Source organism: Leekyejoonella antrihumi, from assembly GCF_007845645.1.
Taxonomy (GTDB): domain Bacteria; phylum Actinomycetota; class Actinomycetes; order Actinomycetales; family Dermatophilaceae; genus Leekyejoonella; species Leekyejoonella antrihumi.
The window spans coordinates 1-21,635 of sequence record NZ_VCQV01000054.1; the positions used below are offsets into that span (position 1 = coordinate 1).

The 21,635-nt window shown below is 67.7% G+C and carries 19 protein-coding genes; 17 read left to right on the plus strand and 2 right to left on the minus strand.

The window, feature by feature from the left end:
- Positions 1 to 157: 157 nt before the first annotated feature.
- Positions 158 to 1,669: a S10 family peptidase gene (locus FGL98_RS22955; RefSeq protein WP_146320889.1), complete on the minus strand. Its 1,512-nt coding sequence runs from the start codon at positions 1,667 to 1,669 to the stop codon at positions 158 to 160.
- Positions 1,670 to 1,783: 114 nt separating this feature from the next.
- Between FGL98_RS22955 and FGL98_RS22960 the strand changes: the two genes are divergently transcribed.
- From FGL98_RS22960 to FGL98_RS22980, 5 genes are all read left to right on the plus strand, one after another.
- On the plus strand, positions 1,784 to 3,004 hold the full coding sequence (locus FGL98_RS22960; RefSeq protein ID WP_146320891.1) for an NADP-dependent isocitrate dehydrogenase: 1,221 nt from the start codon (positions 1,784 to 1,786) through the stop codon (positions 3,002 to 3,004).
- 89 nt (positions 3,005 to 3,093) lie between these two features.
- A complete protein-coding gene (locus FGL98_RS22965; RefSeq protein WP_146320893.1) occupies positions 3,094 to 3,891 on the plus strand; it encodes an HAD-IIA family hydrolase in 798 nt (265 codons plus the stop codon).
- Between the two features lie 106 nt (positions 3,892 to 3,997).
- Entirely contained in the window at positions 3,998 to 4,804 is an 807-nt protein-coding gene (locus tag FGL98_RS22970) for a hypothetical protein (protein WP_146320895.1), read from the plus strand.
- Positions 4,805 to 4,828: 24 nt separating this feature from the next.
- Entirely contained in the window at positions 4,829 to 6,703 is a 1,875-nt protein-coding gene (locus FGL98_RS22975; protein ID WP_146320897.1) for a fumarate reductase/succinate dehydrogenase flavoprotein subunit, read from the plus strand.
- A gap of 46 nt (positions 6,704 to 6,749) precedes the next feature.
- Positions 6,750 to 7,538 carry a succinate dehydrogenase/fumarate reductase iron-sulfur subunit gene (locus FGL98_RS22980; RefSeq protein ID WP_222432359.1) on the plus strand — a complete coding sequence of 263 codons (789 nt, stop codon included), beginning with the start codon at positions 6,750 to 6,752 and terminating at the stop codon, positions 7,536 to 7,538.
- Positions 7,539 to 7,621: 83 nt separating this feature from the next.
- Here the strand turns inward: FGL98_RS22980 and FGL98_RS22985 are convergent, their stop codons facing one another.
- Entirely contained in the window at positions 7,622 to 8,413 is a 792-nt protein-coding gene (locus FGL98_RS22985) for a DeoR/GlpR family DNA-binding transcription regulator (protein ID WP_146320901.1), read from the minus strand.
- Positions 8,414 to 8,514: 101 nt separating this feature from the next.
- Here FGL98_RS22985 and trpS point away from each other — a divergent pair, with 101 nt between their 5' ends.
- From trpS to FGL98_RS23045, 12 genes are all read left to right on the plus strand, one after another.
- Positions 8,515 to 9,534: a tryptophan--tRNA ligase gene (gene trpS / locus FGL98_RS22990; protein WP_146320903.1), complete on the plus strand. Its 1,020-nt coding sequence runs from the start codon at positions 8,515 to 8,517 to the stop codon at positions 9,532 to 9,534.
- Positions 9,531 to 10,058, plus strand: a complete 528-nt coding sequence (locus tag FGL98_RS22995; RefSeq protein WP_342779999.1) for a 2'-5' RNA ligase family protein — start codon at positions 9,531 to 9,533, stop codon at positions 10,056 to 10,058. The genes trpS and FGL98_RS22995 overlap by 4 nt, the downstream gene beginning before the upstream one ends.
- A 94-nt stretch (positions 10,059 to 10,152) precedes the next feature.
- Positions 10,153 to 10,848: a succinate dehydrogenase cytochrome b subunit gene (locus FGL98_RS23000; RefSeq protein WP_246136708.1), complete on the plus strand. Its 696-nt coding sequence runs from the start codon at positions 10,153 to 10,155 to the stop codon at positions 10,846 to 10,848.
- Between the two features lie 9 nt (positions 10,849 to 10,857).
- Positions 10,858 to 12,819, plus strand: coding sequence for a fumarate reductase/succinate dehydrogenase flavoprotein subunit (locus FGL98_RS23005; protein ID WP_146320907.1), 1,962 nt, complete (start codon positions 10,858 to 10,860; stop codon positions 12,817 to 12,819).
- 52 nt (positions 12,820 to 12,871) lie between these two features.
- The gene (locus FGL98_RS23010) at positions 12,872 to 13,612 is read left to right on the plus strand and encodes a succinate dehydrogenase/fumarate reductase iron-sulfur subunit (protein WP_146320909.1); all 741 of its coding nucleotides are present in this window, start codon (positions 12,872 to 12,874) and stop codon (positions 13,610 to 13,612) included.
- Positions 13,613 to 13,647: 35 nt separating this feature from the next.
- Positions 13,648 to 14,052: a hypothetical protein gene (locus FGL98_RS23015; protein WP_146320911.1), complete on the plus strand. Its 405-nt coding sequence runs from the start codon at positions 13,648 to 13,650 to the stop codon at positions 14,050 to 14,052.
- 605 nt (positions 14,053 to 14,657) lie between these two features.
- Positions 14,658 to 15,089 carry a GH25 family lysozyme gene (locus tag FGL98_RS23020; protein WP_146320913.1) on the plus strand — a complete coding sequence of 144 codons (432 nt, stop codon included), beginning with the start codon at positions 14,658 to 14,660 and terminating at the stop codon, positions 15,087 to 15,089.
- 127 nt (positions 15,090 to 15,216) lie between these two features.
- Entirely contained in the window at positions 15,217 to 18,459 is a 3,243-nt protein-coding gene (locus FGL98_RS23025) for a glycoside hydrolase domain-containing protein (protein ID WP_146320915.1), read from the plus strand.
- A gap of 270 nt (positions 18,460 to 18,729) precedes the next feature.
- The gene (locus FGL98_RS23030) at positions 18,730 to 19,029 is read left to right on the plus strand and encodes a hypothetical protein (RefSeq protein WP_146320917.1); all 300 of its coding nucleotides are present in this window, start codon (positions 18,730 to 18,732) and stop codon (positions 19,027 to 19,029) included.
- Positions 19,026 to 20,129, plus strand: a complete 1,104-nt coding sequence (locus FGL98_RS23035; protein WP_146320919.1) for a mannose-1-phosphate guanylyltransferase — start codon at positions 19,026 to 19,028, stop codon at positions 20,127 to 20,129. Before FGL98_RS23030 ends, FGL98_RS23035 begins: the two co-directional genes overlap by 4 nt.
- A 43-nt stretch (positions 20,130 to 20,172) precedes the next feature.
- On the plus strand, positions 20,173 to 21,243 hold the full coding sequence (locus FGL98_RS23040) for a quinone-dependent dihydroorotate dehydrogenase (protein WP_222432360.1): 1,071 nt from the start codon (positions 20,173 to 20,175) through the stop codon (positions 21,241 to 21,243).
- A 70-nt stretch (positions 21,244 to 21,313) separates the two neighbouring features.
- The coding region (locus FGL98_RS23045) for a methylmalonyl-CoA mutase family protein (RefSeq protein WP_246136709.1) at positions 21,314 to 21,635 on the plus strand (322 nt) is incomplete at its 3' end.

Consider the following 21,635-nt stretch of genomic DNA (forward strand, 5'->3'; position numbering starts at 1 on the left):
GGCAAAATCCGCCAGTTCATCAACGGCTGGAACGACCGCAAACACCCCTTCATCTGGACCAAGACCCCCGAGGAAATCATGGACAAGATCAACCGCAAGCGAACTTTAACGACGAGCCACTAGCCACACTCGGGACGCCAGAAGGCCCGCGTCGACATCAGCCGGTGGGCGCGCACCCGGTGACGAACGCAGCGAGGTCCTTGCTCTGCTGCAGACGGCTCGCCTCGTGCACGTAGGTCATGTGCCCGGCCTCGTAGTAGGCGTGCTCGATGTTGGCGCGCAGCTCGTCCGGCAGCTGCAGGTGCGCCAATGCGTCCTCGGCCGCGAAATACGGGGTGGCGCCGTCGTAGTAGCCGTACGCCACGTGCACCCGCAGGTGCGGGTTCTGCCGCATCGCCCGCTCCAGCAGGTCGAGCACGTAGATCGGTTTGGCCTCGAACTCCTTGAACTTCCACGCCTTGTGCGCCACTTCGCTGCTCACGTCATACGGCAGCGGGTTGCGATAGCCCAGCTCGGTGCGCACATAGTGGTTGTATGCCGTGGCGTAGGGGCCGACGAGCGCGTCCATCGCGGGGTCGGCGTCCATGCGCTCGGCGATCGCCGACGCAGCATGACCGGTGAACCGGGCGTCCAACCGCCCCACGGTCAGCCGCTGATCGCGCAGCAGCTCGCCGTAGTAGCGCCAGTGCTCGATGCGCAGGTTCGCACGGTCGACGTAGTCCGGCGTCAGGCCGGACAGCCGGGCGACCGTCGACACGGCCTCGGCGCGTTCGTCGGCGGTGAGCCGGTTGCCGCGGGAGAGGACCCACGGGTAGTCGCGGGCGGCATACTCCTCGGCCTCGGCGAGCACGTCCTGCAGCGAGCGACCCTCGTGCTTGCCGTGGTAGTGCGCGGCGGCGGCATAGTGCGGCAGGTAGAGCGCGTGCGCCCGGTCGTTGCGGTGCACCTCGAAGTCCAGCGTGCCGAAGTCGAGGACGCTGGAGATGAGGATGAGGCCGTTCAGATACATCCCGTAGCGCGACTGCAGGTGCTCGGCGAGACCGACCGCGCGGGTGGTGCCGTAGGACTCGCCGGCGATCAGCTTCGGCGAGCCCCACCGGTCGTTCTCACTGGTCCAGTAGCGGATCACCTCACCGACCGAGTCGATGTCGCCCTTGAAGCTGAGGTAGGGATCCGGCTTCTCGCCCTCGACGGAGCGGGAGTAGCCGGTGGACACCGGGTCGATCAGGACCAGGTCGCTGACGGTCAGCAGCGTCTCGGGGTTGTCCACCACGGCATACGGCGGGGGAGTCAGCGCCCCGACGTCTCCCATCGCGACGCGCCGCGGGCCGAACAGCCCGAGATGCACAAAACAGCTGGCCGACCCGGGGCCACCGTTGAAGGCGAACGTCACCGGACGACCGGTCGGGGCGCCGTCCAGCGTGTATGCCGTGAGCCCCACCTGTGCCTTGGCTCGCCGCCCCTGGTAGACACCGTCGGCATAGACCTCCTCGTGCAGCACGACCCGGCCGGTGGTGGCGGTGTAGTGCAGCGTCTTGCGGCCGACCTTCAGGGTGTGCTGCGAGGGCACAAGATCGTCCTCCGGGGCTGCCGGGCGGGTGGTCTGCGCGGACGTGTCGGCGCCTTCGGCGGTGCGGTCTCGGGGCCTGGTCTCTGTCTCGTCGCTCACACCTGCCGAGCCTAGATCAGACCGGCCTGATTGGGAGGGCTCATGGCATTCGGGATAGCCTGACCCGGGCGGCCACCGCCGTCTGCGCACGGAGCCAAGGAGCAGCAGTAGGTCATGGAGAAGATCAAGGTCAAGAACCCCATCGTCGAGCTCGACGGTGACGAGATGACTCGCATCATCTGGCAGTTCATCAAGGACCGGCTGATCCACCCGTACCTGGACGTTGACCTGAAGTACTTCGACCTCGGCATCGAGAGTCGCGACGCGACCGACGACCAGATCACCGTCGACGCCGCGAACGCGATCAAGAAGTACGGAGTGGGCGTCAAGTGCGCCACGATCACCCCCGATGAGGCCCGCGTCGAGGAGTTCGGCCTGAAGGAGATGTGGAAGAGCCCGAACGGCACGATCCGCAACATCCTCGGTGGAGTGATCTTCCGGGAGCCGATCATCATCAGCAACGTCCCCCGCCTGGTCCCGAGCTGGACCAAGCCGATCATCATCGGTCGTCACGCGCACGCCGACCAGTACAAGGCAGAGAACTTCAAGGTGCCCGGCGCAGGCACGGTCACCATCACCTACACGCCCGCGGACGGTGGTGAGCCGCAGGTCCACGAGGTCGCCGAGTTCGGCGACGACGGCGGCGTCGCGATGGGCATGTACAACTACAACAAGTCCATCGAGGACTTTGCTCGCGCGTCGCTGAACTACGGTCTGCAGCGCGAGGTGCCGGTCTACCTGTCGACCAAGAACACCATTCTCAAGGCCTACGACGGCCAGTTCAAGGACATCTTCCAGCGCATCTTCGATGCGGAGTTCAAGGCCGCCTACGATGAGAAGGGTCTGACCTACGAGCACCGCCTGATCGACGACATGGTCGCCGCCGCGATGAAGTGGGAGGGCGGCTACCTGTGGGCGTGCAAGAACTACGACGGTGACGTGCAGTCCGACACCGTTGCCCAGGGCTTCGGCTCGCTCGGCCTGATGACCTCGGTGCTCATGACGCCCGACGGCAAGACCGTCGAGGCGGAGGCCGCGCACGGCACGGTGACCCGGCACTACCGCCAGCACCAGCAGGGCAAGCCGACCTCCACCAACCCGATCGCGTCGATCTTCGCGTGGACCGGCGGCATCAAGCACCGCGGCCAGCTGGACGGCACCCCGCAGGTCAGCGAGTTCGCGGAAACCCTCGAGAAGGTCTGCGTGCAGACGGTCGAAGAGGGCAAGATGACCAAGGACCTCGCGCTGCTCGTCGGCACCGACCAGAAGTGGCTGTCCACCGAGGAGTTCCTCGCGGCCCTCGATGACAACCTGCAGAAGGCAATGGCGAGCTGATCCGCCCGCGACCAACGGCAGACGGAACGCGCGAGTGTCGGCGCGTTCCGTCTGCCGTTGTCATGTCGGGGACCTGACAGACTGCTGCCATGACGAATCGCAAGCCGGTGGAGTGCTGGCTGACCGACATGGACGGCGTCCTCGTGCGGGAGGAGCACGCGATCCCCGGCGCTGCGGAGTTCCTGCAGCGCCTGCAGCAGACCGGCCGGCGCTTCCTGGTGCTGACGAACAATTCGATCTACACCCCGCGTGATCTGCGAGCCCGCTTGCTGGCCAGTGGGATCGACGTGCCGGAGGAGGCGATCTGGACCTCGGCGCTCTCGACCGCGCAGTTCCTGGACGACCAGCGCCCCAGCGGCTCGGCCTACGTCGTGGGGGAGTCGGGGCTGACCACCGCACTGCACGACATCGGCTACGTGATGTCGGCCCGCAATCCGGACTACGTCGTGTTGGGCGAGACCCGGACCTATTCGTTCGAGTCGATCACCCGGGCGATCCGCCTGATCGAGGGAGGGGCCCGGTTCATCGCCACCAACCCCGACGCCAGTGGCCCATCGGCCGAAGGCAGTATGCCGGCGACCGGCGCGATCGCCGCGCTGATCACCAAGGCGACCGGAGTGGAGCCCTACTACGTGGGCAAGCCGAACCCGCTGATGATGCGCAGCGCGCTCAACCGCATCGACGCGCACTCGGAGACGACGGTCATGATCGGTGACCGGATGGACACCGACATCGTCAGCGGGCTGGAGGCGGGCCTGCGCACGATCCTCGTCCTCACCGGGTCCACCCAGTCGCATCAGGTCGAGCGGCACCCCTTCGTGCCGACCCGCGTGGTCGACTCCATCGCGGACGTCGTGCCGCTCATCGACGAGTTCGCACCGGCCTGACCGCCCCGAAACCCAAATCGCGCGTTACACCACCGACGGATCACTCACGCAGTAGTGTGAGTTCGAGCACAGCATCGCTGCTGGTGCTCGGGAGCGGAGGTGGCGAATGACCACGACGCACACGCGCGACGCGGCCGGAGTGGGCGCCGCAGGGCGGGCTCGGATCGCCGCGCGAACGCTGCGCGGCGACCGATGGTGGCTGACGCCGCTGGCCTACGGGCTCACGCTGCTGATCGTCGTCATCTACCTGACGTATGCCGTGTTCGCGAACAAGGACTACTACTGGGAGCCCTACATCTCCCCGATGTACTCACCGTGTCTGCCCGGCAACTGCGTCGCGGGCAGCGGCTGGGGCTGGTTCCCCAGCATCAGCCCGGTGACTCCTGCGCTGATCATCATCATCTTCCCGGCCGGCCTGCGAGCCACCTGCTACTACTACCGCAAGGCCTACTACCGCTCGTTCTTCCTCTCCCCGCCGGCCTGCGCCGTGCCCGAGCCGGCCAAGCATTACCACGGCGAGGCACGTTTCCCGCTGATCGTGCAGAACGTGCACCGCTACTTCTTCTACATCACGTTGATCTTCAACGCCATCCTCACCTACGATGCCGTCATCTCCTTCCGGGACCACCAGGGTCACTGGGGGCACGCCGGCCTGGGCACGCTGGTCCTGGTGATCAACGCGGTGCTGCTCTGGGCCTACAACGCCTCCTGCCACTCCTGCCGGCACGCGATCGGCGGGCGGCTGCGGCACTTCTCGAAGCACCCCGTCCGCTACTGGATGTGGAGCCAGGCCACCCGTCTCAACGCGCGACACGGGCAGATCGCCTGGGCCTCCTTGGTGTTCGTGGCCTTCACCGACCTGTACGTGCGCCTCGTGGCCAGCGGGACCATGAGCGATCCGAGATTCTTTTGAACCACCCCACGAAAAGGACCTTGAATGCCTGAGCTACCGGGCACCCGGCACCCGATGACGGGCAATGAGATGTCCCCCGACGCGGTCGGCGGTATGGAGCACCACGACTTCGACGTGCTGGTGATCGGCGCCGGCGGGTCCGGCCTACGTGCCGCGATCGCCGCCCAGGAGGCGGGCGCCAGGGTCGCGGTGGTGTGCAAGTCGCTGCTGGGCAAGGCCCACACGGTGATGGCCGAAGGCGGCATCGCAGCGTCGCTGGGGAACCTGTGGCCCGAGGACAACTGGCAGGTGCACTTCCGCGACACCATGCGCGGCGGCAAGATGCTCAATCACTGGCGGATGGCGCAGCTGCACGCCCAGGAGGTGCCCGAGCGGGTGCTCGAACTGGAGGACTGGGGAGCGCTGTTCGACCGCACCTCAGAGGGATTGATCTCCCAGCGCGACTTCGGCGGGCATCGGTACGCGCGACTGGCGCACGTCGGTGACCGCACCGGGTTGGAAATGATTCGCACCCTGCAGCAGCGGGCGGTCGCGCTCGGCATCGAAGTGTTCATGGAGTGCACGGTCACCGAGCTCCTGTTGGACCGGACCGGGGAGACGCCACGGATCAGTGGAGCGTTCGGATACTGGCGCGAGACAGGCCGATTCATGCAGCTCGAGGCGCCGAGCGTGATTCTCGCAACCGGTGGGATCGGCCGGGCATTCAAGGTGACCACCAACTCGTGGGAATACACCGGAGACGGGCATGCGCTGGCCCTTCGGGCCGGAGCGTCCTTGGTCAACATGGAGTTCGTGCAGTTCCACCCCACCGGGATGGTGTGGCCACCCTCAGTGAAGGGCCTGCTCGTCACCGAGTCGGTGCGGGGCGACGGAGGAGTGCTGCGCAACTCCGAGGGCAAGCGGTTCATGTTCGACTACATCACCGACTACTTCAAGGACGAGACTGCCGATTCGGAGGACGAGGCCGACCGCTGGTACGACGACAAGATCAACAACCGTCGACCCCCTGAGCTCCTCCCGCGTGACGAGGTGGCCCGGGCGATCAACTCGGAAGTCAAAGCCGGTCGAGGCTCGGAGCACGGCGGCGTCTTCCTCGACATCGCCACCCGCCGCACGCCGGAGTTCATCATGCGGCGACTGCCGTCGATGTACCACCAGTTCAAGGAGCTCGCCGACGTCGACATCACCAAGCAGTCCATGGAGATCGGGCCCACCTGCCACTACGTGATGGGCGGCATCGAGGTCGACCCGGACACCGAGATGAGCAAGGTCGCCGGCCTCTACTCGGTCGGTGAGTGCTCCGGTGGCATGCACGGGTCGAACCGGCTCGGCGGCAACTCGCTCGGCGACCTGCTCGTCTTCGGCAAGCGTGCCGGCGATGCTGCGGCAGCGCACGCCGACGCCATGGCGACTGACCGCCCGAAGGTCGACCCGGCCGACGTGAGCTCCGCCAAGCAGGTTGCGCTCGCCCCGTTTGAGCCGACGGGCGAGCACACGGAGAACCCGTACACCATCCAGGCGGACCTCCAGCAGGTCATGAACGACCTGGTCGGCATCATCCGCACGGCGGATGAGCTGGAGCGCTCGCTGGTGGAGATCGAGAAGTTGAAGCAGCGCGCCCAGCACCTGCTGGTGACGGGCAACCGGCAGTACAACCCGGGCTGGCATCTTGCACTGGACCTGCGCAACATGCTGCTCGTCTCGGAGTCGGTCGCGAAGGCCGCTCTGACTCGCCAGGAGTCGCGTGGCGGTCACACCCGGGACGACTTCCCGCTGCCCGACGACGTCTGGGCCCAGAAGAACCTGATCGTGGGTCTCGACGCGACCGGAAACGGGATCGAGCTGACAGAGAAACCGCTTCCGGAGATGCCGGACGAGCTAAAAAAGCTCGTCGAGTGATGTTAGATATCCGGATTGGCCTGAGCGGGAAGGGAGTTGGATGACCGTGACGTACGACTTGAAGATGCGGGTATGGCGTGGGGACCAGTCGGGCGGTGAGCTCGGCGACTACACCGTTGAGGTCTCCGAGGGCGAAGTGGTCCTCGACGCGATCCACCGGCTCCAGGCGACCCAGGTGGGCGATCTCGCCGTGCGCTGGAACTGCAAGGCCGGAAAGTGCGGTTCGTGCAGTGCCGAGGTCAATGGCAGGCCACGGCTGATGTGCATGACCCGGCTGTCCGACTTCGGCAGCGACGCGACCATCACGGTCACCCCGATGCGCACCTTCCCGGTCATCCGCGACCTGGTCACCGACGTGTCCTTCAACTACGAGAAGGCCAAGGAGGTCCCGGCATTCGCGCCGCCGCCGCGTGACCCGGACGGGAAGCGGCGGATGATGCAGACCGATGTGGAACGCGGCCAGGAATTCCGCAAGTGCATCGAGTGCTTCCTGTGCCAGGACGTCTGCCACGTGCTGCGCGACCATGAGGACAACAAGACGAACTACGCCGGCCCGCGATTCTTCCTGCGATACGCCGAGCTCGACATGCACCCGTTGGACACCCACGACCGCCGCGAGCTCGCCCAGGAGATGGCCGGGATCGGCATGTGCAATATCACCAAGTGCTGCACCGAGGTGTGCCCGGAGGGCATCCACATCACCGACAACGCGATCATCCCGATGAAGGAGCGGGTCGCGGACCGCAAGTACGACCCGCTGGTCTGGCTGGGCAACAAGATCGGCATCCGAAACCGCGACTACGACGGACGTACGGAATCCCATCGAGTGGAGTAGAGAACGCTCGAGTGGAGTACACGTTTGTACTCCACTCGGCAGGGGTCGGAGGTCGGCTAGACGGGGACGCGTCCTGGAGCGGGCTAGCTGGTCGCCTCGGCGGAGCGGGGTGCGACGATCAGATTGCCGACCTGTTCGATGATGGCGCGCCGCGCATCATGATCCAGCTCCGCGTCGGTGACCAGGATGTCGATCTGGGACAGCGTCGCGATCGTGCTGAGGCCCACGACCCCCCACTTGGAGTGGTCGGCGACCACCACCAGCCGGCGGGCCGCCTTGATGAGCGCCCGGTTGGTCTGAGCCTCCTGCAGGTTCGGCGTCGTGAGCCCCGAATCCAGATCGATGCCATGGACACCCAGGATCAGCGTGTCCACGTGCGTCTCGGCCAGCATCCGGTTGGCCACCGGACCGGCGAGGGCATCGGACGGGGTGCGGACGCCGCCGGTCAGCACCACGACCTGGTCGTCGCGCGAGGGGTCGTCCAGCAGGTCGGCGACCCGCGGGGAGTTTGTGACGACGGTCAGCCGTTTGACCGGGCGCAGTTCGATGGCCACCGCATACGCCGTCGTGCCGGCGGACAGGGCGACCGAGGAGCCCGGTGCGATGAGGCTGGCGGCGGTGCGCGCGATCTCGGACTTCTGGACGGGGTTCATCTCGGACTTCACGCTGAACCCGGGCTCGTCGACACTGCGGTCGCCGGCGCGGGTCGCGCCGCCGTGCACCTTGCGCACCAGGCCCTTGTGCGCCAGCGTCTCGATGTCGCGGCGGACGGTCATGTCGCTCACGCCGAGGTGATGGACCAGGTCCGAGACCCGCACGCCACCGTCGCTCTCCACGGCGCGCAGGATCGTCTCTTGACGTTGCCGAGCGAGCATCGCGCCCCCTTCATCTTCCTGACACAAGTAAACACGAACGCACGGGAGGTTTTGTGCAAGGCGGCCACACCGGTTTGCGTCCAGCCTGGCAGAATGCGCCCATGCCCACGAACCTCCCTGCGCGCATTCTGTCCGGGATGCAGCCCACGCACGACTCCCTGCACCTCGGAAACTACCTCGGTGCACAGGTCAACTGGGTGCGTATGCAGCGGGAGTTCGACGCGTTCTTCTGTGTGGTCGACCAGCACGCGCTGACCATCAACCCGGATCCCGCGGATCTGCGCAACCGCACGCGGGTGACCGCCGCGCAGTACCTGGCCGGCGGCGTCGACCCCGACGTGTCGACGGTCTTCGTGCAGTCCCACGTGCCCGAGCACTCACAGCTGGCCTGGGTGCTGAACTGCATCACCGGCTACGGCGAGGCCGCCCGGATGACCCAGTTCAAGGACAAGGCCGGCAAGCGCGGCGCCGAGGGCACCAACGTCGGGTTGTTCACCTACCCGATGCTGATGGCCGCCGACATCCTGCTCTACGACACCACGGCCGTCCCGGTGGGGGAGGACCAGCGACAGCACCTGGAGCTGACCCGCGACCTGGCGCAACGCTTCAACACGCGATACGGCGACATCTTCGTCGTGCCGGACGCGCACATCACGGGAGACACCGCGAAGGTCATGTCGCTGGCCGAGCCGACGTCCAAGATGAGCAAGTCGGCGGCCAACCAGAACGGCAACCTGATGATGCTCGACGAGCCGAAGGTCAACACCAAGAAGGTCAAGTCCGCGGTCACCGACACCGACAACGAGGTGCGGTTCGATCCCGAGACCAAGCCAGGCATCGCCAACCTGCTGCGCATCCACGCGGCGCTGTCCGGCGACTCCATCGATACGCTCGTGCGGCGGTATGCCGGGCAGAACCGTTACGGAGCGCTCAAGACCGATGTTGCCGAGCTGGTCGTCGCGGTGCAGGCACCGTTCAAGACGCGGGTGGAGGAGCTGCTCGCCGACCCGGCCGAGCTCGACGCCATTCTCGCCAAGGGCGCGGCGCGGGCCCGTGAGGTCGCCGCGCCGACCCTGGAGCGGGTGTATCAGGCGGTCGGCTTCCTTCCCACCGCACGGTGACCGAGGGCGTTATGGTCACGATCGGCGTCTCGTTGCCCATCCCCGCGCCGTATGCCGAGGTGTTGCAGCGCGCCCGGCGGTCGGCGGGCGACCCCCTCGCGGGCGCGGTGCCACCGCACGTCACGCTGATGCCGCCCACCCAGATCGATGACGGTGCGCTCGCGGCGCTGGAGGAGCACCTGGTCGGCGTGGCTGCGGCATACGACCCGTTCCGGATGATCCTGCAGGGAACCGGGACGTTCCGCCCGGTGTCACCGGTGGTGTTCGTCGCGGTAGCCGAGGGGATCGGCCAGTGCGAGCGGCTCGAGCAGGATGTGCGGTCGGGTCCGGTGGCCCGTGAGCTGGACTTCATCTACCACCCGCACGTGACCGTCGCACACCACGTCGCCGACGAGGCGCTGGACGGCGTATTCGACGAGCTCGCGACCTTCCGGTGCGCGTTCCGGGTGACCGGTCTGGACCTCTACGAGCACGGCGCGGATCAGGTGTGGCGGTCCCGGCGGACCTTTCCGTTCCGGGTGTGACCCACGCCACGCCCAAGCCAAGTGAGGCTGTCCTCACCTACCGCCGTCCGTAGGCCCGCAGTAGCCTGCCTGCGTGGCAACCAGAACCCTTCCTGTGAAACGAACAGGCAAAGCGGGCAGCACCGTCTTCTTGAAGACCCTCATGGCTGTGACCGGGATCATCTTTGTGCTCTTCGTCCTTGCGCACATGTACGGCAACCTCAAGCTGTTCTTCGGTGAGCAGTCGTTCAACGACTACTCCGAGGGGCTGCGCACGCTGGGCGAGCCGGAGCTGCCCCGACACGGGTTGCTCACGATCCTCGAGATCATCCTCGGCGTCAGCGTCGTGCTGCACATCTACAGCGCCATCGCCCTGTGGAAGCGGGCGCAGCACGCCCGGCCCGTGCGATACACGGTGAAGAAGCGCGTTGCGGCGTCCATCTCGTCCAAGTGGATGCGGTGGGGCGGTGTCTTCCTCGCGCTCTTCATCGTCTGGCACCTGCTGGAGTTCACCCTCGTGCGGATCAACGTCGGGTCCGGCGGCCAGGTCGCCGGGATCACCCAGAACCCCTACGAGCTGGTGGTCCACTCCTTCCAGGTGTGGTGGCTGACGGTCATCTACCTCGTCGCGATGGTCGCTCTCTTCATGCACCTCAACCACGGCATCTGGAGCGCCTCGCAGACGCTCGGCTGGACCAGCACGCCCAGCGCGCGCGTCAAGGCCAAGGCGATCGCACTCGTGGTTGCCCTGGTGGTGTCGATCGGGTTCGCGATCTGCCCGTTCTTCGTTCTCGTCGGCGTCATCAGCTAAGGACTCAACATGACTGACCTCATCGATGATCTCTATTCTCTCGGCGAGCCCATCGCCGACACCAAGTGCCCCGACGTGCCGGTCGCCCAGATGTGGACGCAGCACAAGTTCGACGCCAAGCTGGTCAACCCGACGAACCGGCGCAAGCTGTCGGTGATCATCGTCGGGACCGGGCTGGCCGGTGGCGCCGCGGCGGCGACGCTGGGCGAGGCCGGTTACCACGTGAAGTCGTTCTGCTACCAGGACTCCCCGCGGCGCGCGCACTCGGTCGCCGCCCAGGGCGGCATCAACGCGGCGAAGAACTACAACGACGACGGCGACTCGACCTACCGGTTGTTCTACGACACGGTCAAGGGCGGCGACTACCGCTCCCGCGAGTCCAACTCCTACCGGCTCGCGGAGGTCAGCGCCAACATCATCGACCAGTGCGTGGCGCAGGGCGTGCCGTTCGCGCGCGACTACGGCGGCCTGCTCGACAACCGGTCCTTCGGCGGTGTGCAGGTGGCGCGCACGTTCTACGCGCGGGGCCAGACCGGTCAGCAACTGCTGATCGGTGCCTACCAGGCGATGGAGCGTCAGGTCGCGGCCGGCACGGTCGAGACCTTCACCCGTCACGAGATGCTCGAGGTCATCATCGTGGACGGCCGGGCCCGCGGCATCATTGCCCGCGACATGGTCACCGGTGAGATCGAGACGCATCTGGCCGACGTGGTCGTGCTCGCCAGCGGCGGTTACGGCAACGTCTACTACCTGTCGACCAACGCCATGGGCTGCAATGTGACCGCCACCTGGCGGGCGCACCGCAAGGGCGCGTTCTTCGCGAACCCCTGCTTCACGCAGATCCACCCGACCTGCATCCCGGTGAGCGGCGAGTACCAGTCGAAGCTGACCCTGATGTCCGAGTCGTTGCGCAACGACGGGCGCATCTGGGTCCCCAAGCGACGCGAGGACTGCGACAAGGACCCGCGCGAGATCGCCGAGGAGGACCGCGACTACTACCTGGAGCGCAAGTACCCCTCGTTCGGCAACCTGGTCCCGCGTGACATCGCCAGCCGCCAGGCCAAGGTGGTCTGCGACGACGGCCGCGGCGTCGGCCCGAAGGTCGGCGACTTCCGCCGCGGCGTCTACCTCGACTTCGCCGAGGCGCTGTCCCGGCTGACGCAGGAGCAGATCGCCGAGAAGTACGGCAACCTCTTCGACATGTACCAGCGGATCACGGGTGAGAGCCCGTATGAGGTGCCGATGCGCATCTACCCCGCGGTGCACTACGCGATGGGCGGGCTGTGGGTCGACTACGACCTGGAGACCACCATCCCGGGACTGTTCGCGGCCGGCGAGGCCAACTTCTCCGACCACGGTGCGAACCGGCTCGGCGCCTCCTCGCTGATGCAGTGCCTCTCCGATGGCTACTTCGTGCTGCCCAACACCATTCGGGACTACCTGGCGACCGGCCCGCACGAGCCGGTGAGTCCGGACTCGCCCGAGGTGCTGGCGGCCCGCAAGCAGGTTGAGGACCGCATACAGCTGCTGCTGTCGATCAACGGTGAGCGCACCGTGGACTCCTTCCACAAGGAGCTCGGCCAGATCATGTGGGAGTACTGCGGGATGGAGCGCGACGACACGGGGCTGCGCAAGGCGATCGAGCAGATCCGCGGGCTGCGTGAGGAGTTCTGGCGCAACGTGCGGGTGCCCGGGTCCGCCGACGACCTCAACCAGTCGCTGGAGAAGGCCGGCCGGGTCGCCGATCTGCTCGAGCTGGGCGAGCTCATGTGCATCGATGCGTTGCATCGCACCGAGTCGTGCGGCTGCCACTTTCGGTCCGAGTCGCAGACCGAGGACGGCGAGGCTCTGCGCGACGACGACAACTTCCTCTACAGCGCGGCGTGGGAGTTCGCCGGGGCGCACCCGGTGCTGCACAAGGAAGAGCTGGTCTATCAGGCCATCCAGCTGAAGCAACGGAGCTACAAGTGACAACCCCGGTGCACGTGCTCAGTTCGTCTCGACCCGCTAGGGGAATCCATTCATGAACCTCACCCTCAAGATCTGGCGCCAGGACGGCCCGAACGACGCGGGCGCGCTGGTCACCTACCCGATCTCGGACGTCTCGGAGGACATGTCCTTCCTGGAGATGCTCGACGTGCTCAACGAGCAGCTCATCCTGGACGGCAAGGAGCCGGTGGCCTTCGACAGCGACTGTCGCGAGGGCATCTGCGGCATGTGCAGCCTGATGATCAACGGGATGGCGCACGGGCCCGAGGTCACGACCACCTGCCAGCTGCACATGCGGTCCTTCAAGGACGGCGACGAGATCACCATCGAGCCGTGGCGGGCGGAGGCCTTCCCGCTGGTGAAGGACCTCATCGTCGACCGATCCTCCTTCGACCGGATCATCCAGGCCGGCGGCTACATCTCCGTCAACACCGGCGCAGCGCCCGAGGCCCACTCGGTGCCGGTGTCGAAGCCGGCCGCCGACCGGGCGTTCAACACGGCGACCTGCATCGGCTGCGGTGCCTGCGTGGCTGCCTGCCCGAACGCCAGCGCGATGCTCTTCATGGGCGCGAAGGTGACTCACCTCGGTGAGCTGCCGCAGGGTCAGCCGGAGCGTGACGCGCGGGTGATCAAGATGATCAACGAGCACGACGCCGAGGGGTTCGGCGGCTGCACCAACATCGGTGAGTGCGCCGCGGCGTGCCCCAAGGAGATCCCGCTCGACGTGATCTCACAGCTGAACCACGACTTCCGCAAGGCCAAGCACGCGCACTAGCACCTGCGGGTTTCTCCTTGGCCTATGGGCGGCGGATGGTCGCCTGGGCCGATGTCCGCTTCGCGCACCGGTTCGCCGGGGGCCCCGCACCGACCCGGCCCACCGGCGGTGCCTACACCCGCCAGTGCTGGGGTGACGTGCTGCGCACCGGGCTGGCCTGCGCCGTTGCGGCCGGCATCGCCTGGACCCTGGTCACCTGGATCGGTCACCCCGAGCGCACCGACGCGTTGCACACCACGTACTCGTGGGCGATCATCCTCCCCGGCGTGGACGCGCTCTGGACGGTCAGCCACACCCTGTGGCCACGCCGCGAACGGCCGGCCTCCACCCACCGAGACTGCGACTCGGCGACGCCGGGTGAGACGCCTCGCATCGCACCCATGGACCCGGCGTCCCCACCAGACAAACGTGCGGCTACGCGCAGCAGGCCAATTCGGTAGGGGATCGGCCGGTGGAACGGCATGCAGGGCCACCGTCCTGCGGGCCATGGTTCACCGGATGGGCCGCGCCGACCGTCGTCGAGCGGCGCATCTCGGTCGCCGTGACGTTGTGCGGCGATCATCGCGGGCCGGTATCGAGGGGGGAGGGGCCCACGGCGTCTTCATCGCCAGGGGCGGCGACGACACGTTGATTGCGGTCCTTGCCAAATTCGCTTCCCAGATTTGTCAATACTATTTCGAAACGTGTCATGATCTGGAATAATCGCGGCAGTGCTTGCAGGGGGTTGATCGTCACGCCGATCACGCCCTTCGGGCCTTGGCCCGCAACGAGCGCGTCAACTCTGTGTGTCGTGCCCGTGCGGGCGCACTATGTGTGCTTCGCGCGACCGACCTCGGGGTGCGCGCCCGGTGCCTCCCGGCCGAGCCGCAGCCTGGCCGGCGACCGCCAGTACCCCTGCCAGAACTGAGCACCGGGGAGCATCACGTCGAAGGAGACCTCTTGTGCGTCGGCACATTCGCGCCGCGTTCGCGCTGACCCTGCCGGGGTCGTTGATGGTTGCCGGGCCGGCCGCCATGGCGGCCGGCCCGGGGCGCAAGGCCTGCAGATGACCGCGAAGGCTAGGGCCGCGGGCATCGCCACGACCGATGGCGCCTACCTGGGCTGGTCCGCCCACTCGGATGGCTCGGATCGGCGCGCGACCAACGGGCCGGTGCTCACGTTCAACGCGGCGGCGGGCCCGGCCGGCGTCGACGTGTCGGCCTGGAACGGACCCGTCGACTGGGCCACGTTACACAGCGGTGGGGCCCAACTCGCCTACATCAAGGCCACCGAGGGCAACTCCTCCACCAGTTCAATCTTCACCCAGCAGTACGACGCCTCCCATCAGGCCGGGCTGATCCGCGGCGCTTATCACTTCGCGAACCCGGCCGTGTCGACCGGCGCCAGTCAAGCCGACTACTTCGTGGCGTACGGCCGGGGCTGGGCACCCGACGGCACCACTTTGCCCGGAGTGCTCGACATCGAATACGACCCTTAGGGCTCTCCACTTAAGCGGACCAGCGTCGACGCGTGAGCTCTCCACAGGGTGGCCCTGACTACCCGCGGGCGACAGACACCGCAATCCTTCTCGACCCCCCACCCCTCTGACCCCACAGGTGCCTCCCATGTCACACACCCGCGAACGGGCGCGACTGCTCACACTCATCGTCACGACCGTGGCCATGACGATCATAGGGATTGCGCAGAACGGGCCGTCGTATGCCGCGTCAGGCTCCGCATCGACCCCGCCGACGACTACAGCACCTACCGCACCGGCGGCGTCGGAACACCAGGTGGCAGGCGACCCCGCGACCACCGTGGGCACCAAGCAGGTGATCTACCACGGCGTGGCGGTGTGGGTGCCACGCGGCTGGCCGGTGGTCGACCTGGCCAAGCGGACCCATGCGTGTGCGCGACTGGATCGGCCTGTGGTGTACCTCGGCGCGGCACCGGCCCAGCAGCACTGCCCCGCGCACCTGGTGGGTCGCGCGAGCACGCTGTGGCTGCGGCCGACAACCGCCACGGAGCGGTCGACCGGGAAGTCTGCCGGCGTGCCGACCATCCGCTCGCTTGTTGGCACGCTGCCCGCGCAGGTCGCCCGCTCGGCGGTCGGGCACCAGACGTTGGCGATCCTGCGCACGCAGCATGTCGAGCTCACCACGACCTGGGGCAGCTCGAGTGCGACCGTGGACACCGCGATCGCTTCGGTGCGCTCGGCGGGCAGCCTGCCCGACACGGTCGGCGCAGTGCCGCCCGTGACCCCGACCGCGACGAGTGCGGTGCAGCCGCAGGGCGTTCACCCCACGATCACCCCGGCGACGGTCAACCCGGGCGCGACCTACAACGGGATGGGGTTCGACACGTGCGCGGCCCCATCGACGTCGACCATGTCCGCCTGGCTGTCCTCCCCCTACCGCGCGATCGGCATCTACATCGGCGGTTCGATGCGGGCATGCGGGGACGGCAACCTGTCCGCGTCCTGGGTGCAGCAGACCACCTCCAGCGGGTGGGGACTCGTCCCGATCTACGTGGCTGAGCAGGCGCCGTGCGTCGACCAGCAGGGCCTGGCGCACATCGATCCGGCGCACGCCGCGCAGGAGGGCGCCGCAGATGCCGCTGATGCGGTCGCGCAGGCGCAGCGGTTCGGGCTCGGCAGCGGCAGCACTGTCTACTACGACATGGAGCCCTACTCCGAGTCCACCACGACTGCAGGCAAGTCCTGCCGGAACGCGGTGCTCACCTTCCTCAGCGCCTGGTCGAGCACCCTGCACCAGAACCACTACCGTTCTGGGGTGTACGGCACGCCGGGCACCGTGATGTCGGACATGTGCCGACAGATGGGCACCTCGGGTAGCGGGTTCGTTGCCCCCGACCAGGTCTGGTCGGCGTACTGGGACGGCCTGCAGAACCTCTACGAGCAGTACGCCATCCCGGGCTACTCCGACAGCTATTGGACCCACCACCAGCGGATGCACCAGTATCGGGGAGGGGTCAACCAGACGTGGGGCGGCGTGCAGATCAACATCGACCCGGACTGGGCGGACGCCACCTTGCCGGGGTCACCGACCCCGGTGGACTACGGGACGAACACGACCGGTCCCGGGGGAGCCGGGTTCGTGTTCACCGGACCGATGGAGTACTGGACGCCGCACCCCGGGGCGGGGGCCAAGGGGATGTCCTACAGCACTCACTCCAGCTCGGCCGGCTACGAGGTCAACGGGGCGACGTGGCTTCGAAGCCTGCCGGCCGGCGCCTACGACGTGCAGGTTCATGTGCCCGCAGGTGGTTATAACGCTCGTGCGCGCTACACCGTCGCCGACTCCTACGGCTCCACCTCGGTCACCACCGACCTGTCCTCTGGCACCGGATGGCGGTCGCTCGGTGTCTTCCACAACGACCGCACGACTGCCACGTCGGTCCACCTCGGCGACTACACCGGCTCCACGACCAGCACCTCCCTGGTGGTGGACGCAGCGCGCTTCCGGCTCGTCGGGACGGCCCCGGGCGCAGCGACCGGTGTGACAGCGACGCCGGACGCAGGAACCGTGAAGGTGCGCTGGTCGCCCGCGGCCACCCACAACGTGCCGGTGTCCGGGTATCTCGTGACGGCGTCTCCCGGCGGCCGGAGCGTCACCGTGTCGGGCACCTCCGCGACCATCACAGGGCTCAGCGCCAGCACGGACTACACGTTCACGGTGCGCGCCGAGAGTGTGGTCGGCAACGGCCCCGCGTCCGCACCCTCCAACGGGGTGATGCCGCTGACTGCCGGGCAGTTCCAGGCGGTCGCGCCGACGCGGATCGTGGACACACGGCACGGCACGGTCGCCAACCCGGGCCGGGTCATGCTCGCGCCCGGTGCCTCCCAGATGTTGCGCGTCGCCGGGGTCAGCGGCTCGCCAGTGCCGGCGGGGGCGACTTCGGCCACGCTGAACGTCACGGTGCCGGACCCCACCGCGGCCGGCTACCTCACGGCGTCGGCCGGGACCGGGCAGCAGACCTCGACGCTCAACCTCACGCCCGGGCGGACCGCTGCCAACCTCACGACGACCGTGCTCACCTCGTCCGGCACCGTCGCGATCACCAACCACAGCAGCGAGCCGGTCTCGCTGATCGTCGATGTGCAGGGCTACACGAACCGCGGGAGCGCACAGCTGTGGAACACAACGGCCGCGACGCGGGTGCTCGACACCCGGCACGGCACGACAGCCAACTCCCGGAGAACCGCCATCGGCCCGTGGCAGACCATCGCCGTGCGCGTCGCAGGGGTCGCTGGTTCACCGGTTCCCTCGGGCGCCGGCTCGGCCACGCTCAACCTGACCGTGACCTCAGCCACGAGGAGCGGCTACCTGAGCCTGGACGGCAATCGAACCTCCGCGCTCAACTACACCCGGGGACGAACGGTCGCGAACCTCGGACTGGCGCGGTTGCCCAGCGACGGGGTGGTGCTGGTCACCAACGAGTCGAACGGGTCGGTTGAGCTCATTGCCGACGTGCAGGGCTATACCGCCTCCGCCGGCAGCCGCTGGATGCCGGTGGCGCCGACCCGGCTGGCCGACACGCGCTACGGCACCCCCGCCAACCCGACGACGACGCCGCTGGCCGCAGGGGGATCGATCACCGTTCGGGTGGCGGGCGCGACCGGGTCCCCCGTCCCGTCATCGGCTACTGCGGTCACACTCAACGTGACCGCGGTGCACCCGCGGTCTTACGGCTATCTGGAGAGCAGCGGAGTGTCGGTGACCAACTTCCTTGACAGCACGGTAGCCAACCTGACAGTGAGCCCGCTGCGGAATGGGAGCGTTACGCTCACCAATCAGTCGAGTGCCTCAGTCGACGTGGTCGTCGACGTCCAGGGCTACACGCCCTGACCGCGGTGCAGGCTGCAGTCGACGTGTGTAGGCGCCGCGGGGCGCGCCGCCAGCACGTATGCCCTGACGCGCATTCCGATCGTTGCGCTGGGTTTCGCATGACGAAGGCCAGCGGAGCAGTGACAGGCAGTCGAAGTAAGTAACGTTCGGGCTCTCCGCCGCGTCCGGCGCACCGGCGGGTGCTGCACGCCGGGATGCGCGGGGCGGATGTGAAGTACGCGCAGGAGTTGTTGAACCAACGGTGTCTACATCGGCCATGACGAACCCGACATGACCTTCTTGTCCAACCGGCCGCGATCGGGAGACGACGTCACGTGGACCGAGACATTGGGATTGGGCACCGACCCGGCTGCCGCACCGACGGCGACTGCACCCGGCAAGGACGTCTCGCACTGGTCCGAGTTGTCGCCCGCACCGTGGTTCTCGATGGCGATGTGCGACCCCGACCCGGTGTCGCGCGCGATCGGCCCGAGGGCCCTCGCACCCGCGGTGGCATCGCCGGGATTCGGACAACACCTGCCTTCCGGTGCCATCGCCTGCTCGGCCGTCGGCTACGGTCAGGTGCCATGAGCGAGGGTGATGAGGTCATCGACGGGTTCTGGGCAGTCGTCCCGGCCGGCGGATCTGGCACCCGGCTGTGGCCACTGTCGCGTGCGTCGTCGCCGAAGTTCCTGCACGACCTGACCGGATCGGGGCGCTCGCTGCTGCAGGGGACCGCGGACCGGCTGGCGCCACTGTGCGCCGATCGGCTGATGGCGGTGACCGGTGCGCAACACTTCGAGGCCGTTCGAGAGCAGCTGCCCGACTTGGGGGAGGACGACCTGCTGGTCGAACCGTCACCTCGCGAGTCGATGCCCGCGATCGGGCTGGCTGCCGCGATCATCGAGCAGCGCGACCCCGATGCCATCCTGGGCTCCTTCCCGGCGGACCACGTGATCGGCGACGACGCGGCCTTCCGAGCGTGCGTCGCCGAGGCGGTGGAGGTCGCACGCACCGGGTCGCTGGTCACCATCGGGATCACGCCTATGCATCCGTCGACCGGGTTCGGTTATATCGAGACCGGAGAACCGCTGGAGGTGTCCGGCGCGCCGCGGGCACACGGCGTACTGGCGTTCGTGGAAAAGCCCGATGCGCCGACCGCGGAGGAGTACTTCCGCAGCGGGAAGTACCGCTGGAACGCGGGCATGTTCGTGGTGAAGGCCTCCGTGCTGCTGGACATGCTGGAGTACTACCAGCCGTTGCTCGCGAAGTATCTGCGGCAGATCGCCGCCAAGCCGTTGCGGCTCGCCGAGCTGTGGCCGCGGCTGACCAAGATCGCGATCGACAACGCGCTCGCCGAGCCGGCCGCCGTCGACGGGCGGGTGGCCATGATCCCCGGAGACTTCTCCTGGGACGACGTGGGGGACTTTGCGTCGCTCGCCAGCCTGCTGGTCGAGTCCGCGGACGCGCCCGGTGTGAAGGTGCTCGGCGAGGCCGAGCTCGTGGTCATGCAGGATGCGACCGGCGTCGTGGCGCCGCGGTCCGGGCGCACGGTGGTGGCGCTCGGGGTCGAGGACGTCGTGGTGATCGACACGCTGGATGCGGTGCTGGTCACCAACCGGGAGCACGCACAGGACGTGAAGAAGATCGTGGAGCAGCTCAAGCTCACCGGGCGCGGAGACCTGACCTGAGCCCCGCACACGGCATACGCCGATGCCCACCTAGGCTCTAGACGTGGTGGATCTTCGCGCGCTGGCCCTGGACGTCGGCTACCGGTCGCTGTTGCGGCCGGCGCTGTTTCGGATCGGGTCGGGGGACGCCGAGGCCGCGCACCTCAAGACGCTGCAGCAGGTTGCACGGCTCGGTGACCAGCCGCGGGCGCTGCATGCGGTGCAACGGCTGCTGCATGTGCCGACGAGTCCGGTGCTCGTCGCCGGCATCGAGTTTCCCGGCAGGGTCGGCCTCGCCGCCGGCATGGACAAGGACGGCGTAGGCGTGCGGGCCTGGGGCGCTCTCGGGTTCGGTCACGTCGAGCTGGGCACCGTCACCGCGCGGGCCCAGCCCGGCAACGATGCGCCCCGACTCTTCCGGTTGCGCGAGTCGCGGGGCGTCATCAACCGGATGGGTTTCAACAACCACGGGGCGGCGGCACTCGCCGACCGACTGCGCGCGGCCGGGCCGGTCGGCGTACCGGTCGGGGTGAGCGTGGGCAAGACGAAGGTGACGCCGGTCGAGGAGGCGGTGGAGGATTATCTCGCGTCGCTGCGGTTGCTGGATGAGGTCGCCGACTACCTTGCGGTCAACGTCTCGAGCCCGAACACACCGGGGCTGCGGTCGCTGCAGGACAAGGAACCACTGGCCGAGTTGCTCGCCGAGCTCGTCACGACCGCCGGACGACTTGCGCGCGACCGCGGTGTGACGCCTACGCCGATCTTCGTCAAGATCGCTCCCGACCTCACGGACGGTGCGCTCGACGATGTGCTCGAAGTGGTCCAGCACGCCGACGTCAGCGGCCTCATCGCGACCAACACCACCGTCGGCCGGGACGGCATCGCGGACGGTGACCTGCCGCTGGCCGACGAGACCGGTGGGCTGTCCGGGGCGCCGCTGACGCGGCGCGCCCGCTATGTCGTCGAGCGGATCGCCCAGCGCACCAAGCTGCCGGTGATCGGCGTCGGTGGAGTGATGACCGCGGCGGACGGCACGGCGCTGATCGATGCGGGTGCCAGCCTGGTGCAGGTCTACACCGGCTACATCTACCGGGGCCCGGCGCTGGTGCAGGAGCTGAACCGCTCGCTCGGTTGAGTGCGGCCGGACCGTTGAAGTTCGCGGACTGGTGACGGCTGCGGGCCGTGAACTGGATACGCTTCGAGCTATGGCTACTACTGAGTCCGACCTGCCGTTCGAGTCGGTTTACGATGCCGAGTCGCTGACCGGGTTCGATCCGGTGGTCCGGCTTGGGGTGCCGGGTGGGTACCCGTATACGCGGGGGGTGTATCCGTCGATGTATACGGGTCGGCCGTGGACGATGCGGCAGTATGCGGGGTTCGGGACGGCGCGGGAGTCCAATGCTCGGTATAAGGAGTTGGTGGCTGCGGGCACGGGCGGGTTGTCGGTGGCGTTCGATCTGCCGACGCAGATGGGGTATGACTCGGATGCGGCGATCGCGCATGGTGAGGTCGGCAAGGTCGGGGTGG

Excerpts from the sequence above, each read along its gene's own strand:
- FGL98_RS22960 (WP_146320891.1), top strand. The coding sequence starts at position 1,784 with ATGGAGAAGATCAAGGTCAAGAACCCCATCGTCGAGCTCGACGGTGAC.
- FGL98_RS22965 (WP_146320893.1), top strand. The coding sequence starts at position 3,094 with ATGACGAATCGCAAGCCGGTGGAGTGCTGGCTGACCGACATGGACGGC.
- FGL98_RS22970 (WP_146320895.1), top strand. The coding sequence starts at position 3,998 with ATGACCACGACGCACACGCGCGACGCGGCCGGAGTGGGCGCCGCAGGG.
- FGL98_RS22975 (WP_146320897.1), top strand. The coding sequence starts at position 4,829 with ATGCCTGAGCTACCGGGCACCCGGCACCCGATGACGGGCAATGAGATG.
- FGL98_RS22985 (WP_146320901.1), bottom strand. The coding sequence starts at position 8,413 with ATGCTCGCTCGGCAACGTCAAGAGACGATCCTGCGCGCCGTGGAGAGC.
- trpS (WP_146320903.1), top strand. The coding sequence starts at position 8,515 with ATGCCCACGAACCTCCCTGCGCGCATTCTGTCCGGGATGCAGCCCACG.
- FGL98_RS23005 (WP_146320907.1), top strand. The coding sequence starts at position 10,858 with ATGACTGACCTCATCGATGATCTCTATTCTCTCGGCGAGCCCATCGCC.
- FGL98_RS23010 (WP_146320909.1), top strand. The coding sequence starts at position 12,872 with ATGAACCTCACCCTCAAGATCTGGCGCCAGGACGGCCCGAACGACGCG.
- FGL98_RS23015 (WP_146320911.1), top strand. The coding sequence starts at position 13,648 with ATGGTCGCCTGGGCCGATGTCCGCTTCGCGCACCGGTTCGCCGGGGGC.
- FGL98_RS23020 (WP_146320913.1), top strand. The coding sequence starts at position 14,658 with ATGACCGCGAAGGCTAGGGCCGCGGGCATCGCCACGACCGATGGCGCC.
- FGL98_RS23025 (WP_146320915.1), top strand. The coding sequence starts at position 15,217 with ATGTCACACACCCGCGAACGGGCGCGACTGCTCACACTCATCGTCACG.
- FGL98_RS23030 (WP_146320917.1), top strand. The coding sequence starts at position 18,730 with ATGACCTTCTTGTCCAACCGGCCGCGATCGGGAGACGACGTCACGTGG.
- FGL98_RS23035 (WP_146320919.1), top strand. The coding sequence starts at position 19,026 with ATGAGCGAGGGTGATGAGGTCATCGACGGGTTCTGGGCAGTCGTCCCG.